Annotated in this window: 13 protein-coding genes, 1 tRNA gene and 1 pseudogene; 8 read left to right on the forward strand and 7 right to left on the reverse strand. The window is 61.7% G+C overall.

All coding sequences use genetic code 11. The features are described from left to right. Nucleotides 1-4: 4 nt before the first annotated feature. From AQZ49_RS05130 to AQZ49_RS22960, 4 genes and pseudogenes are all read right to left on the reverse strand, one after another. Nucleotides 5-1,711 carry a tannase/feruloyl esterase family alpha/beta hydrolase gene (locus AQZ49_RS05130; protein ID WP_067613661.1) on the reverse strand — a complete coding sequence of 569 codons (1,707 nt, stop codon included), beginning with the start codon at nt 1,709-1,711 and terminating at the stop codon, nt 5-7. Continuing rightward, nucleotides 1,711-3,456 (reverse strand): TonB-dependent receptor, encoded by a 1,746-nt coding sequence (locus AQZ49_RS05135; RefSeq protein WP_197410931.1) that lies wholly within the window; start codon nt 3,454-3,456, stop codon nt 1,711-1,713. Before AQZ49_RS05135 ends, AQZ49_RS05130 begins: the two co-directional genes overlap by 1 nt. Next, nucleotides 3,432-3,532: transfer RNA gene (locus AQZ49_RS22135), tRNA-Gly, on the reverse strand. Before AQZ49_RS22135 ends, AQZ49_RS05135 begins: the two co-directional genes overlap by 25 nt. Beyond that, nucleotides 3,490-3,687 (reverse strand): annotated as a pseudogene (locus AQZ49_RS22960) (hypothetical protein); the annotation flags it as partial. The gene AQZ49_RS22135 and the pseudogene AQZ49_RS22960, both read right to left, overlap by 43 nt. On the opposite strand from AQZ49_RS22960, the gene AQZ49_RS22720 reads away from it, so the two are divergent. Next, nucleotides 3,593-4,117 carry a hypothetical protein gene (locus AQZ49_RS22720; RefSeq protein ID WP_231738870.1) on the forward strand — a complete coding sequence of 175 codons (525 nt, stop codon included), beginning with the start codon at nt 3,593-3,595 and terminating at the stop codon, nt 4,115-4,117. The pseudogene AQZ49_RS22960 and the gene AQZ49_RS22720 overlap by 95 nt on opposite strands. Nucleotides 4,118-4,254: 137 nt before the next feature. Continuing rightward, nucleotides 4,255-4,917, forward strand: coding sequence for a TetR/AcrR family transcriptional regulator (locus tag AQZ49_RS22510; RefSeq protein WP_067613665.1), 663 nt, complete (start codon nt 4,255-4,257; stop codon nt 4,915-4,917). A 31-nt stretch (nt 4,918-4,948) separates the two neighbouring features. Here AQZ49_RS22510 and AQZ49_RS05145 read toward each other — a convergent pair whose 3' ends face one another. After that, entirely contained in the window at nt 4,949-5,845 is an 897-nt protein-coding gene (locus AQZ49_RS05145) for a patatin-like phospholipase family protein (RefSeq protein ID WP_067613667.1), read from the reverse strand. 180 nt (nt 5,846-6,025) lie between these two features. Between AQZ49_RS05145 and AQZ49_RS05150 the strand changes: the two genes are divergently transcribed. From AQZ49_RS05150 to AQZ49_RS05165, 4 genes are all read left to right on the forward strand, one after another. Continuing rightward, complete coding sequence (locus AQZ49_RS05150; protein ID WP_067613668.1) at nt 6,026-6,715, forward strand: Crp/Fnr family transcriptional regulator; 690 nt, start codon at nt 6,026-6,028, stop codon at nt 6,713-6,715. Between the two features lie 175 nt (nt 6,716-6,890). Then, complete coding sequence (locus tag AQZ49_RS05155; protein ID WP_067613670.1) at nt 6,891-8,249, forward strand: MFS transporter; 1,359 nt, start codon at nt 6,891-6,893, stop codon at nt 8,247-8,249. Continuing rightward, nucleotides 8,246-9,010, forward strand: a complete 765-nt coding sequence (locus tag AQZ49_RS05160) for an HpcH/HpaI aldolase family protein (RefSeq protein ID WP_067613672.1) — start codon at nt 8,246-8,248, stop codon at nt 9,008-9,010. Before AQZ49_RS05155 ends, AQZ49_RS05160 begins: the two co-directional genes overlap by 4 nt. After that, nucleotides 9,007-9,960 carry a C-terminal binding protein gene (locus AQZ49_RS05165; protein ID WP_082701525.1) on the forward strand — a complete coding sequence of 318 codons (954 nt, stop codon included), beginning with the start codon at nt 9,007-9,009 and terminating at the stop codon, nt 9,958-9,960. Before AQZ49_RS05160 ends, AQZ49_RS05165 begins: the two co-directional genes overlap by 4 nt. A gap of 42 nt (nt 9,961-10,002) precedes the next feature. Here the strand turns inward: AQZ49_RS05165 and cynR are convergent, their stop codons facing one another. Next, nucleotides 10,003-10,887 (reverse strand): transcriptional regulator CynR, encoded by an 885-nt coding sequence (gene cynR, locus AQZ49_RS05170; protein ID WP_067613674.1) that lies wholly within the window; start codon nt 10,885-10,887, stop codon nt 10,003-10,005. Between the two features lie 115 nt (nt 10,888-11,002). Between cynR and AQZ49_RS05175 the strand changes: the two genes are divergently transcribed. Both AQZ49_RS05175 and cynS read left to right on the forward strand, forming a co-directional pair. After that, complete coding sequence (locus AQZ49_RS05175) at nt 11,003-11,662, forward strand: carbonic anhydrase (protein WP_067613676.1); 660 nt, start codon at nt 11,003-11,005, stop codon at nt 11,660-11,662. Continuing rightward, nucleotides 11,663-12,220: a cyanase gene (cynS, locus tag AQZ49_RS05180; protein WP_231738874.1), complete on the forward strand. Its 558-nt coding sequence runs from the start codon at nt 11,663-11,665 to the stop codon at nt 12,218-12,220. It begins immediately after the preceding gene. Nucleotides 12,221-12,318: 98 nt separating this feature from the next. Here the strand turns inward: cynS and AQZ49_RS05185 are convergent, their stop codons facing one another. Next, entirely contained in the window at nt 12,319-14,718 is a 2,400-nt protein-coding gene (locus tag AQZ49_RS05185) for a TonB-dependent receptor (RefSeq protein ID WP_082701526.1), read from the reverse strand. Nucleotides 14,719-14,804: the final 86 nt, after the last annotated feature.

The following is a 14,804-nucleotide window of genomic DNA, read 5'->3' on the forward strand; positions in this document are numbered from 1 at the left end:
TCGATCATGATTCGGTGCGCAAGCGGCAATGGAAGCTGGCGCTTTTTTCCGGATTTCCATGACCATCATAGATCGCCGCCGCTGGCCAGACGCACAGCGGTCGCTCGCGTCCGGGCCAGGGGCTGGCCGCACCGGCGCGCGCAATGATCCGGCGCGGGGCCCGATGATGTTCGACCCAATCGACCAGGGCCGCAAAGGCCGGAATCTCGTCGGTTGCGGGGCCACCGGCACAGTGGTTCATGCCCGGCACGGCAAATGTGCGCAGCACGCCTTGCGACCCGCCAGGCATGCGCGCATCCACCGCCTTGACCCAGTTCAGCGTGTCGGCAAGCGAAAACGCCGGGTCCGAGGCGCCGTGCAGCACGATCATCCTGCCGCCGCGCGCCCTGAAAGCGGACAGATCGGTGGACTGCGCGCCGATATCGCGCCAACTCGATCGCACAAACGGCGGGGCCACGGCGGTAATCTGTGCATCGGCGCGGGCGATGTCGAAATTCAGCACGAAGGCGAGCGAAGCGTCGAGGCCGGTCGACGTGTCGATCGCGGTGGGCGGCGTGGTGAAGATCGCGCCCAGCGAAGGCGCGCCCATCTTCAGGCCGACCGATATGCCATGCACCCGATCACCCAGCAGCCATGCCCGCCAGCCCGGCGTTCCCCAGCCCGCATCCCACGGCAATCCGGCATAAAAGACCTGGCCCCGGCCATCGGCCGGACCGTCGTGAAGCCGCACCAGCGCCTTGACCTGGGCACTGGCCAAACAGGTGTCCTGTTTGGCCGCCGAACAGGTCACGCGCGCAAGTTCGGGCAAGACGCGTGCCGATGTGCAGGCTCGGGTATCGGCGATGATGCCGTCTGCCAGTCCATCGAGCCCGTCGCAGGCACCCAGCACCGCCTTTTGCAGCAGCGCCAGATCGCCGTCCGAAAAGGCATTGGCGAGGGTCACCGGCGTCACGCTGTGGCCGGACTGGCGCACCACATCGGCCAGCACTTGCGTACCCCATGCCTTTGCCGCCGCCGCACGCGGCAGGGCAAAGCCCGGCGCTGCCGCAACGATGCCGTCAAACAGCGCCGGATAGCGCTGTGCCAGCATCATCCCTTCCTGGCCGCCCTTTGAACAGCCGACGAAATAGCTGAACGCGGGCTTGCGGCCGTAATAGCGCCGGATCGTCGCCAGCGCCGCCCCCGTTGCCGCAGGCAACGACGTTCCACCATAGTCGGCGCGGGCCTGGGGGTCGAAACCGAACGCCGACGCGCCACCGCGGTCGGGCACCGTATTGGTGGCGTTGTCGTGCCCCGAATCCTGCGACAACACTGCATAGCCCTGCTTCAGGGCCGAAGGCGCACCTGGGACCAGGCGCCCCAGTGCATCGCCGAGTTCACCGTTGCTGCCCCCGCCGCCCTGAAAGAAGAAGCGCCCGTTCCAGCGGTCGGGCAGGCGCAAGTGGATGCGGATCGCGTAATGCTGACCATCCACCCCGACCCGTTCGTGCATCACGCCGATGATCTCGCAATGCGCCGGGATCGTGCCATCCGGTCCGGCCGCAAGCCAGCGCGCCTGGACAATCCGCACGGCATCGCCCCGCCAGGGGATGATGCCGCCCCCGGCCAGTGCGCCACAGGTGGCCGAGGGCACAGCACTCGCGCTGGCCGTTGCAGACAGGGCAAGTGCGGCAAACACCGCCCCTGCCCCGCCGTGACCCTTGTGCAGCATCAGAAATGCACCGTCGCCCGCACACCATAAGTGCGCGGCGCCGACCAGAATTCATCGTTTCCGTTGCTGGCCCATTGCCCGGTGACATAGCGGTTGTTGGTCAGGTTGTTGACGTAGCCTTCGACCGACCAGCGATCGAGATCATAAGTCAGCAGGGCGGACCATACCCCATGCGCGCGCAGATAGTCGGTGGTGGTGACATAGAAGTAATTCGCCCACTGCGAACCGACATAGGCATAGTTTACGCGCGGCGTCAGGACCGAGTCGTGCGGCAACCTGAAACGGTAATCGGCACCGAAATTGAAGGTCCAGGTCGGGCTGTAGAGGTTCGGCCCCCCGCCTGCCGTGCCGATATAGGGCGTATAGTTGAAACAGGTGGGTGTGGCCGGGCACTGCGGACCCAGCGCCGAGGACCCGCCACCGGGCAAGTAGCGTTCATTGACAATGGTCACCGGCGCCAGGTGCGAATGAACGTAGGCAAAGCCACTGTCGAAATCGAACCTGTCGATTTTTGCCTGAACCTGCCCTTCAACGCCATAAATGGTCGAATGCGTAACGTTGTAAACGCCCGAGATGCCATCTGACGGATCGACGGAGTCGAACTGGAAATTGCTGTAATTCATGTAGAAACCACCCACCTGCGTACGCAGGTGGTTATCCAGCAGGGTGGATTTCCAGCCAGCTTCATAATCCCACACGGTTTCGGGCGCGAAGGTCAGCACCGCCGAACTGACGCCACCGGGCTTGTAGCCGCGCGCGGCAAAGGCATAGACCAGATTGTCGTGATCGATCTGATAGTTGAGATCGACTTTCCCGGTCATTCTGGAATCGTGTTCAGACCCGGTGAGATTGCTGACTTCGCGACCATTGGGACCAAACAGCCCGCCATAGCCGATCGCGACTTCGCCCGTTTGATAGACGGTATAGTGCGACCAGCGCAGGCCGCTCTGCAGCTCAAGCTTGTCGGTCAGCTTGACATTGAGCTGACCGAACACCCCGGTGGTGAACTTGTCGTTGTAGTCGTAGATATAAGTCGGACTCGTGGGCGCCGAGGTGTAATTCAGAATTCTGGGAGAGATCTTGTTATGCGCATAGTATCCGCCCAAGATCCAGTTCACGTTTCCACCGGTCGGCGAAATAATATTGAATTCTTCGGTGTATTGCAGTGAATTGAGTTTCTGGTTCTGGGTGTCTGTTATCACATCGCTGCCGGTAATGTCGTACTGGTTGCCGAAGCGTTTGTTATAATAGCCGGTCAGCGAGCGCAGAACGATGCCATCGGGCAATGTATAGCGCACTTCCGTGTCGGCCAGGAAACCCTTCTCGTGATTGAACACCGGGGTATTGTAATCCACCGTATCGGGGTTGCTGTTTGATCCGGTTGCATAAGTCGTGCCCGGAACCGGGGTATAGGCATACCCGCCGGTGTTGCGCGTGATCCATTCCAGGTGAGTCAGAACCTGCAGGTCACCGGGCTTCCACAGCGCCGAGATGCGACCTTCCTGTTCGTCGAGCTGATCAACCTGATTGTGATAGGGCCCCAGATCGGTCTGATAGGGGTCGTGGCGGGCGTAGCTTCCCGCGAAACGCAGGGCCAGCGTGCTGGTGAGCGGGACATTGAGCGCGCCCTGATCGGTGGTGGCGTTGTAATTGCCGTAGCTGCCTTGCAGATAGCCGCCCAGCTTGCCCAGTTCGGGCTTGACCGAAGTTACGAACACCGCGCCGCCGGTGGAATTCGAACCCACGAGCGTGCCCTGCGGCCCGCGCAGCACTTCGACATTGGCAATGTCGTAGAACGTTCCCTGCGTCAGCACCGGCGGCTGGAACACGCCATTGATGTAATAGCCGACACCGTTGGCAACCGAAGGGTCGCCACTGGCGATGCCGATGCCGCGAATGTTGATCGATTGGGAAAGCCCGGCGTCGCTGACCGTGAGCGATGGCGAGGCAAATTGCAGATCGGCCATCCGCAGCACCGCCTTCTTTTCCAGCGCGGCGCCCGACAGCGCCGTGGCGGCGATCGGCACGGTCTGGAGATTCTGGGTCCTTCGCTCGGCAGTGACGACGATTTCAGCCAGCCCCTTGCCCGGTTCATCGGATGCGGCGGACGCCGCCGAAGGAGATGCGGCGGACGCCGCCGACTGGCTTGCGGCGGACGCCGCCGACTGGCTTGCGGCGGACGCCGCCGACAAGGGCACGGCGGGGGATGCGGTCTGGGCCCAGGCCAACGGAGCACCGGCGACGCCAACCGCCAGCGCAGCGACATGGGCCACAAGCCTCAGGCGACCACGTGCGTCAGCGCCGAACAATTCACCAGCGATGCGGCCAGTCGGCGTTGCCGGTGCAAATGCCGGTTCGGGCACCGATTCGCGGTGGGCGGATGTTTTCATTTCCCTCTCCATTTAGTCTGTTTTTTTAAATTAGATCACCGGGTCCAATTTTGCGCAAGCGGCTTTTTCAGCGCTCGTGAAACAGGGCCGATCTGGCGCCAACCGATCAGGTGCGACCTTGACGGTGCGCGCAGATGCTGGCCTAAAAACGCGATGACCAGCATCCCCAGCCCGGCGCCGCGTAAACATCCGCTTCAGAATCGCAGTGCCGAAAGTCAGCGCAAGATGATCGAGGCGACCCTGCGATTGCTTGACGAACGCGACATCGAACTCATTTCGGTGCGCGATATCTGCAGGGAAGGCGGCACGTCCAACGGCACATTCTATCACCGCTTTGGCACCAAGGAGCGGTTCTTTGCCTTTCTGGTCGAAGACATGCTGGCCCGGCGCGAGGAAACCGCCATGCGCGATCTGCGCGATTCCGAGCTGTCGATGACCGATCTGGCCAAAGTTCTGGCGCGCAGTGCCATCCGCAATTTTCGCGAACATTCCGGCCTGCTGCGTTCGGCGATGCGCCGCCATATCATTGGCGATCCATGCTGGACGCCGATCAATCACATGGCGGCACGGATCGTCGAACACTTCATAGAACGCACCACACGCGTCTGCGGGCGAAAGCTGGATAGCCACGACCAGCAGGCCATCCACTTCGCCTTCACCTGGCTCTATGGCCTGCTGTCATACCGCACGCTGCGGTTGAACCGGCTGGAACAGTTCTACCCGCCCGACGATCGTTTTGAGGAAGAGACGATCCGGACTTTCACGGTGATCATCGAGAGCGCTCTGCCGCACGACGCCATAGCCGGCAAGCCCTGACTGCCACGCGCGTCATCCGTCTCTGCGTGATTTATTTTTCCATCCACGCGGCATTAATGCGGCTTGCTTCACCAATCGCCTGTTGCAGGCCGATCTGAAAGGCTTGCGGAACCAGGGTCGGGTCGAGCATCCTTGCTCCGCCGCCCGTGAGCGCCAGCAAATCCGGACCCGGCGCGATCACGTCAACGTTGGCGCCTGCTGCGCGAAGCGCCTCGATTTCAGAAATCGGGCCCGAATTCACAGGTTGCGGACTTTCGCTGCCGAGGCCTTCGGGCGGAGCAAGCGGAAAGCATGACACGACGATCACGGCACAATGGCCTGGCACCAGATCGGCATTCACCATGCTCCTGATGCCGCCGTCCATGAAGCGTTGGCCGCCGATCGTAATCGGCGGCCAGACGCCTGGAAGGGCACAACTTGCGGCGATCGCGAGATCCAGAGCGATGCCGGAACCTTGTTGCCAAAAGACGCTCGCCCCGGTCTGCGCGTTGACGGCTGTCACGCAAAGGCCGGCTGGCCAGGCCCGACCGGAAAAGATCGCCACCCGGGCCATGGATTGCTCTTCGCTTGGCGTCGCCGCGGTCAGAGCCAATTGCCCGATCGCCTGCCGCCGGGACTCCGGGTCCGCTGCACGCCAAGCCGCAGAGGTCATTTTGGCCAGCTCTGCCAATGCGTTCGATGCGGCGGGGGGCAACGGCGGAGGCGGCGCCGCCGGTGCGACAACGGTCAGGTCGAGCCTGAGTGCGAGCTGCGCGCCGACGATGGCACCAGCGGACGTACCGACGATGGTATCGGCGGAATTCAGCGCAACGCCCTGGGCCATGAGCCCACTGACAAGACCTGCCTCCCAAGCCCTTCCAACCGGCCCACCACCGCCGAGCACGAGAGCTTTGTCGCGGTGGATTGCACCATCGATCGCGTTCGCCATCGCAATACTCCCAAAAAATATCTTTATAATTTCATAAAATAGCAGGCGTGCCGCGGCCCATCGCAGACGAGAGCGCACAAGCTCACAGGGTATCGGCGCACAACAATGCCCCCAGGCAACGGCGCCTTGACCTCTCTGGCCGTTGGTCCGATTGCTGTCGGGCGCGCGAGAGGCAAAGCCATGGTGTTGGACCAGCTCAAGATCGAAGCTCTGTTTACGGGTGATCCGTGGCTGGGTTCACTCCCGGCCGAGCGACGGCGCGCGCTGCTCGGTGCGTCCCACCTCAGGCATTTCCATGATGGCGAGAGCATATATCGGCTGGGTGACGATCCCGATGGAATTTACGGTATCATTTCGGGCGCGGTCCGGATGTTGAACTATCCCGTGGACGGTGGCCAATTGATGAACGGGATCATCCGAACGGGGCGCTGGTTTGGCGAGATATCGGTGCTCGATGGCGGCCCTCGTCCCCATGATGCCCTTGCGATGGGTCCAACCGCGCTGGCCTGTGTTCCCTTGTCGGCGTGGCGCCGATTGGCCAGTGCAAGTCCTTCGTTCACCGAGGATCTGGCGCGCCTGAGCTGCCAGAGAATTCGCGCGGTGCTCGTCAATATCAACGACTTCATGACGCGCTCGGCCGAAAGTCGGCTGGCCCGGATTTTGCTGGACCTTACCAGCCATCGCCCGGATCGGGGCGATGGACCGCCCGGGGTCAGACTGTGCCAGGAGGATGTCGCTGATCTCGTGGGTGTTTCGCGCCAGAGCGTAAACCGGATCCTGCGGCAATTCGAAACGAAAGGCCTGGTCTCGATTGGCTATGCCCGCGTGAGCGTGCTCCAGCGCGAAGGACTTTCCGCCTATCTCGACTGACCGACTGGTGGTCAGGATTATTTTAGCAATTGTCGGCAATCTGACAGTCTAGCACCACGGCCCGGGCGATGGCTCTTCCACCGACAATGGAGGATCTCCGGGTGCTGCTGGCACGTCCACTCTGCACTGATACATTCGCACTGCCTGGCAAGGCCCGCGCAGAGGCGGAATTGTAATGGGCATCGAATTGCGCGAAACCCGGCCGGTGCCTGCCCGACCGGGGCGACGGCAGATGACGATCATCGCCATTATCCTGATGATCCTGATGATCGACGGGGTTGACCTGCAGTTCCTGTCGATCGTCTCACCGCTCGTCATCAAGCAGTGGAACATCGACACAGCTTCGTTTGGCATCGCCCTGTCGGCGGCTTTGGCAGGAATGGCGCTGGGTTCCGGGGCAGGCGGCCGGCTGGGGGACGGAATTGGCCGCAAACCCGCCTTGCTGGCCAGCCTGGCCCTGTTCGGGGTGGCGACCGGCCTGTCGGCGCTGGTGTCGAATGTGCCCGAACTCGCGTGCTTGCGCCTCGCCAGCGGGATCGGCTTTGGCGCCGCAACGCCCAACGCCCTTGCGCTCGGCACGGAATGGTTGCCGCCACGTCGCGGTGCGAATGTCGCGGCTCTGATGTCCATCGGCACACCGCTGGGCAGCGTCCTTGCCAGCGTCCTCGTGGCGGCGATGCTTCCGTTGCTGGGCTGGAGGGGCTGCTTTGCGGCATTCGGGGTGCTGACTTTGCTGGTTGGCATGGTTGCGCTTGCCGGCCTTCCCGAATCCGCGCGTTTTCTGGTGCGCCGTGAGCGGCCAGACCGCGCGGAAAAGCTGGCCAATGCCGTCCTGGGGGCCAATGGCTTCAGCCTGATGGCTGTCGCAGATATAGACCCGACGCCGTCTCGGGGAGGGCTTGGCGGACCCGCGATGCGACGTTTCAATATCGCGGTCGGAATTTGTTTCGGAACCGCGTCGTTCGTCACCTATGGCCTGGCCAACTGGCTGCCGATGATCCTCACCGGGTTGGGTTTCTCGTTCACAGAGGCGTCGAGCGGGCTGCTGGTCTATATGACTTTGGCATTGTTCGGCGCCCTTGCGTCGGGGCGGCTGGTCACCCAATTCGGTTCGCGGCGGCTGACTTTGGCCGCTCTTGCCCTTGCACTGCTCGCCTCGGGCCTGTTCGTGGCGATTACTCTGACCCAGGCCGCTGTGCTGCCGAGATCGTTTCGGCCAGGTCTGTATGCCTTGGTTGCGGGCTTTGGCATCGCCCAGGGGCTTGTGACCGGATCGCTCTATGCGCTTGTCGCCTTGCGCTATCCGGTGGAGATCCGCGCCACCGGAATTGGTGTCGCGTTGACGATCGCCAAGCTGGGCGGGGTGGCTGCAATTCTGAGCAGCGGCGCGCTGCTTGCCCATGCCGACCATCCCGCAGCAGCGCTGTTTTCAGTCATTATGGTCGTTCTTGGCGGCCTTGGGGCCGGCATTCTGTTGATCGATCGCCACCTTCCCGCCGCGCAAACCACACTCGCCACGGAGTATCTGCCATGACCCTCAAATCGACGCTGCTGGCCGGCGAACGGATAATCGGGTGCTTTGCATCCATCCCCCACCCGGTCGCGATCGAGGTATGCGCCGCCCAGCACCTCGATGTGCTGTGTATCGATGCCGAACACAGCCAGATCGACCGCGAACGCATCGAAGATCTGGTACGCGCCTGCGATGCCGGCCGTGTGGCCGCAATGGTGCGCGTGCCCGGCAATCAACCCGAATGGATCGCGACCGCGCTCGACGCCGGGGCCGAGGCCATTCTCGTTCCGCGCGTTTCCAGCGCCCGGGAAGCGCGTGCGGCCGCGAGCTATGGCCGGTATCCACCGGCCGGCATCCGGGGCGCGGGTCCGGGGCGGGCCAGTCGCTATGGCTATGCGATCGGGCCCTATCTTGCGGCGGCCAACGACCGCCTGCTGATGGCCGTGCAGATCGAAACCGCAGAAGGGCTGGCATGCGTCGACGAGATTGCTGCGGTCGACGGGATCGACATGCTGTTCGTCGGCCCATTCGATCTTGCACTGTCGATTGGCGCGGTCGGTCCGGCCGGTGCAGCAAAACTCGACCAGGCCATCGAACGGGTCGCCGAGGCGGCAAAACGGTCGGGCAAGGCGCTCGGCATCTTTCGCCAGAACGCAGACGATGTTGGTCGCTGGGCGCATGCCGGCTATCGTTTTTTCCTGGTCGGCAGCGACACGCTGTTCATCGGCGGCGCAGCCGCAACCATGCTGGCAGCAGCGCGCGTGTCGGGAGATGCAGCATGATCGTTGTCAAAACCGATGGCATAATCCCGACCGGTCCGGCTCATATCGCCGCATTGGCGGCCAGCGGCGCCAGGCTCGTCGAACCGACCTGCCTTACCGAAGAGGCCATGATCGAACATTGTGCGGGTGCAGATGCACTGTTGGTGTTGCGCGAACCCGTCACGGCGCGCGTGATCGCCGCAATGCCGAATTGCCGGGTGATCACCCGCTTTGGCATCGGCGTGGACACCGTCGATGTGGCCGCCGCAGCGGCAGCGGGCATCATCGTCACCAACGTTCCCGATGCCAACATCGAGGAAGTCAGCATCCACGCGATTGCCATGGCGCTGTCGCTCTCGCGCCGCCTGCCCGGGTATGACGCCGGGGTCAGAGCGGGGCAATGGGATACCCTGGCGCGCGGGCGCGGCATTCAACGTCCTGCGGCACAATGCTTCGGCGTTATCGGGCTGGGGCGGATCGGATCGCTGGTCGCGCGCCGCGCCCGGGCGCTGGGCTTCAAGGTGCTGGCCCATGAACCGTCGTCCGTCACGGTGGAGGGGGTGGAGCGCCTCGATCTCGCGACTTTGATCGAACGCTCCGACATACTCTCGCTTCACATCCCCCTGACTTCGGCAACGCGCAACCTCATCGATGCACGGGCCATCGCCCGGATGAAACCGGGCGCGATCCTGATCAACGTCGCGCGCGGGGGCCTCGTCGATGAGACGGCGCTGGCGCAAGCGTTGACTGATGGGCACCTGGCCGGGGCAGGTCTGGACACGTTCGATCAAGAGCCGTTGCCGGCGGACAGCCCGTTACGGCATGCGCCAAACCTGATCATGTCGCCCCACGCCGCGCATTTTTCGGCACAATCGTTCGCAGAGCTGGTCGGCAAGGCCTTTGACGACGTTGCTCGCGTGCTGGCAGGAAGGCCGCCTGTCTATCCGGTTACCAGCCCCCTGCCCGGCTGACAGCCTGCGCAGATTGGCGATTGGGCCACGTCATGCCGACGCTCACGCATCCCAATCTGTCTCGAGTGCAAGCGCGACAAAGGCCTGTGCGGCCGCCGTCCTGTATGCCTCCCTTCGCTGCAACAACGCCGCAGTTCGCGTTGGCGTGGCAAAATCGAGCGGGACGGTAAGCAGCCCGATCTGCGCACGCGCAATCGCGGCCGGCAATATCGTTGCCAGGCCACCACGGCGCACGATCTCGACAATCGCGCCGACCGAGTTCACTTCGATCGCAATGCGCGGCGCAACGCCCAGGTTGCGGCAGTGGCGATCGATCTGCATGCGGGTCGCAAACCCGGTATTCAGCAGCACCAGCACTACTTCGCCAAAGTCCCCAAGCGTAATTGGGTCGCGGCGTTTTGCGAGGTGATGCGACTTACCCACCATGAGCGCGAACGTTTCGCAAAGCAGCGGCTGTCCTTCGATGTCCGCAGAGCGCACGTCGTCAAACGCTATGCCCACATCGAGCGCATCGTCGTTCAGCAGCATCTCCATGCGTTCCTGCGTCACTTCGTCGACCGTCAGGGCAATGCCGGGAAAACGACTGTTGAACGCCCCGATCAGCCTGCCGACCAGGTAGGGTGTAAACGTTGGCGTAACCGCAACGCGCAGACTGCCGCGGGACAGGTCCTGCACGTCGTGGATCGCGCGGCGACCAGCCTCAATGTCCTGCAGACCACGACGGGCATAGCCCAGATACGCAACGCCCGCATCGGTGAGCACAATCGTGCGGCCAGAGCGGTCAAACAGCGTCGCACCCAGCGTGTCTTCCAACTGCCTGATCTGTTGCGACAGTGTGGGTTGCGAGACATGCAGCGTCTCAGCCGCCCGCGTAAAGTTGCCGTGCTCGGCTACCGCGAGAAAATAGCGAATGTGGCGTAGCAGCATGAAACCCCAACCATTGGCAATACCAATGGACCTTATAGCCAATCGGTCTTGGACGCTATGGCTTGGACCGGCCATACATCATCCATCGAGTGCATATCGCAGATGGAGCGAGGCCATGCAGGCAATCATTGACGGATTTTTCAAGTTTCGCCGCGAGGCTTTTCCGCAGCGCTCCGGCCTCTACAAACAGCTTGCCATGAGCCAGCACCCCGGCACGCTGTTCATCTCGTGTTCCGATAGCCGGCTGGTCCCTGAACTGGTTACCCAGCAGGAACCGGGTGACCTGTTCGTCATCCGCAACGCGGGTAACATCGTGCCGTCCTACGGCCCCGAACCGGGCGGCGTTTCAGCCTCAATCGAGTATGCTGTCGCAGCACTGGGTGTAACCGATATCGTGATCTGCGGCCATTCCGACTGCGGCGCGATGACGGCGATCGCAACTTGCAAGTGCCTTGATCGTATGCCGGCTGTCGCAAGCTGGCTGCGCCACGCGGATTCCGCAAAAGTCATCAACGAGGCCCGCGAACACCGCAGCTTGCATGACAAGATCGAATCGATGGTCCGCGAAAATGTGGTCGCACAGATCGCCAATCTCAAGACACACCCAAGCGTACGCCTTGCGCTCGAAACCGGCCGACTGTCTCTACACGGCTGGGTCTATGATATCGCAAGTGGTTCGATCGATGTTCTGGGTGATACTGGCAGCCAGTTCATTCCACTGGCCGACCGCTACCACGCCTGCCCAACATCGTCCCCGACGCACGCGTTCGTCTGAGTGTTTGACCCGAAACTCGCACTTTCGCGAGTTTCGGGTCAAACTCTGAACCAGTTCTCTCGCCTCTCAAACCCTGAAGGAACACTCATGACTCAATCCCAGCACAGCCAGGTTGCGCGCGAAGCGCTCACCGACCGCATAATCGACACGAAAATCCGCAAAGACCTTACGTTCGAGGCCCTTGCCGAAGGCACAGGCCTTTCGCTCGCTTTCGTTACTGCGGCACTGCTCGGCCAGCATCCGCTGCCGGCCAGCGCCGCGAAAGTGGTCGCGGACAAGCTTGAACTCGATGAAGATGGCGTGCGCCAGTTGCAGACGGTCCCAGTGCGCGGCAGCATTCCGGGCGGCGTGCCGACCGATCCGACCATTTACCGATTTTACGAAATGATCCTGGTCTACGGTACAACGCTGAAAGCGCTGGTTCACGAAAAGCTCGGTGACGGCATCATCAGCGCGATCAATTTCAAACTGGATTTTCAGGTCGTCGATGATCCCGAAGGCGGGCAACGTGCGATCATAACGCTCGATGGCAAATACCTGCCGACCAAACCGTTTTGAGGCGACGGCGCAGATCGTTAGACACCAAGCCCGGCCCCCACACAAAAACAAACGTCCCGGCGAATAGGCCGGGACGTCGATGGGTAAGACAACCGGGATTAGAACACGACCCGAACCTGGAATGCCACCGTTCGCGGCTTGTCCAGGAATTTGTAATAGCTGCCCGCAGATAGCGGCAAATCGTTGGCGCTATGCGACGTAAGCTTGTTGGTCAGGTTTTGGCCGATGACCGACAGTTCGATATTCCTGGCCGGTGTGAAAACGTGGACCGACGCATCCAGCTTTGCATAGCCGGCGTTCAGCAAATACGGGTCGTCATCGGGCGTATCGTAATAACTCGTTTCGAAATGCGTCCCGACCGTGGTGCCGACCTTCCACCCGGATTGCGTTTCCAGGGTATGCGTAAGCGAAATATTCCCACTGAATTTCGGAGAGAAATTCAGCGGATGCCCCGACAGATTTTGGACAAAGATGCCGTTTTGTTCAGAACAGCCCGCAGCGGGATGCGTGATTGGCGAACCCGTCAACGTTGCGAACTGTGCGGTCGTGCACTGGGCATTCGGGAAGTAGGTGTAGTACGCATCGAGATAGGACCCGTTGAAATCGAGACGCAGGGAATGGGTCAATTCCCAGATCCATTCCGCCTCGAAACCGCGCGAGGTGGCCTTGCCGGTGTTCTCTACCAGAAAATTGAGCGTACCGTCGAACGACTGGCCCTGGATGTCGTGCAACGAGCTCAAAAATCCGGAAATGTTCAAACGCATCGTGCGATCGAACAGGTCCATCTTCACCCCGGCCTCATAGCTGTCAACATGTTCGGGCGCGAAGGAGAACGTTGCGGGATTGAGTTGGCCATTTTCGGCATCAAATCCGCCCGCCTTGAAACCTTTTGAATATGTCGCATAGAGCATCACGCCCTTTGCAAGATTGTATTGTGCATTGACTGAAGGAAGCCAGGCGCCATCATCGCGATGATCGATGATTGTCCCATTTTTCCACCCGAACACTTGCGTGAACAAGCCATAGAACGGATTGCTCGTCGTCATCGGGATAGCCTGGGCAAGATCGAGGTTGCCCTGATTGGCCGCCAGGATCTGATCGCGCTCCACCCCCTTTGACACATTGGTATAGCGCAACCCGCTGGTGAACGTCAGACGGTCGGTGGCATGCCATGTCACCGACGCAAACCCGGAGATGGTGTCGTCTTTCTGAAGCTGATCTGAAAGCCGGGTGGCAAACAGCGCGGCACCAAAATCGTCCACGATGTCAAGGCGGTCGTGCTGGTAGTAGGCGCCGGCAATATATTCCACCGGCCGCCCGGATGGCGACGTGATCCGTATTTCCTGGCTGAACTGATCATAGGTTTCGTGCACGTTTTCGGCATTGTCGAATGGCACGCCCGGCGCGGGATAAGGCCCGGCAAGCAGCATCCCCGACACCGAGCGGCGATCCTTGTATCCGCTGTAAGCGCTCAGCAGCGTGATTTGCTGGCCGCCCGGCAAGTCCTTCTTGACCGTGATATTCGCGCTGAGGCTATGCAGATAGTCGAAATCATCCTGATCCGACGGGATCGGCCCAATACCGTTGCCGCCGTTGTGCGTTGTTCCGAAATTGAAGTTTGCACCAGGCGTGTTGAGATAGGCGAGGCAGTATCCGGCAGGCGGTTGACCATCCGGCGGCGGGCATCCCACAGCTTGCGCCGCCAGCCCCGTCGTATGCGACGCCTCGTATTGGACCCGCGTGAGCACCGACAACGTGGAATCCGGTTCCCACAGCAGACTGACACGCCCGGCGCCCTGGACACCGCGCGGTTCGTGTTCGCCCAGACTGGTGTTCAACTGCCAACCGCGCTGATCCGCGATGGTTCCGGCGACACGCAGTGCCAGATCGGTGCTGACCGGAACGTTGATGGCCCCTTCGCTGCTGACCTTGCGCGTGCCGAATTCATAGGCGGTCAGGTCATAACCGCTAAGTTCGCCCAGCTTTGGTTTGGCCGTTGCAATGTTGATCGCCCCGGCATCGGTATTCTGGCCGAAATAGATGCTCTGCGGGCCGCGCAGGACTTCAACACGTTCGATATCCAGGAACGAATTGCGCGACTGCAGACCACGGCCAAAATACACACCATCGATGAAAGTGCCCACCGACTGTTCGAACCCGCTGTTGGCGCCCGAACCGACGCCACGGATGAAAATCTCGTCACCAAGCGCACCTTCCGTCACACGAATGCTCGGAAGTTTGCTGGTGACATCCTCGAGATGGCCCGCACCGGCGTCGCGCAGCGCCGTACCCGTAGCCAGAAGCACCGATATCGGCGTCTTCTGGGCCGACTCCTCGCGTTTGCGCGCGGTGACCACAATATCGCTTATGCCTGTCGTCGTGGGAGCATCCGCGCTGGTCTGGGGCCCGTCGCTGTCGGCCTGCGCCATCTCGGGCAAGACCAGGCTGGTCCCGGCAAGCAGGAGAGCCGCAAATCCCAGGTCTTTGCATCGTGCCATAAATCATCCCCCAACAGTCTTTTTGTTTCGTACACGGCAACCATCGGCACTTTACTTGCGGCGCGCGCCCAAGATGTGCAGAACAA

It is taken from the genome of Novosphingobium sp. FSW06-99 (genome assembly GCF_001519065.1).
Lineage (GTDB): Bacteria > Pseudomonadota > Alphaproteobacteria > Sphingomonadales > Sphingomonadaceae > Novosphingobium.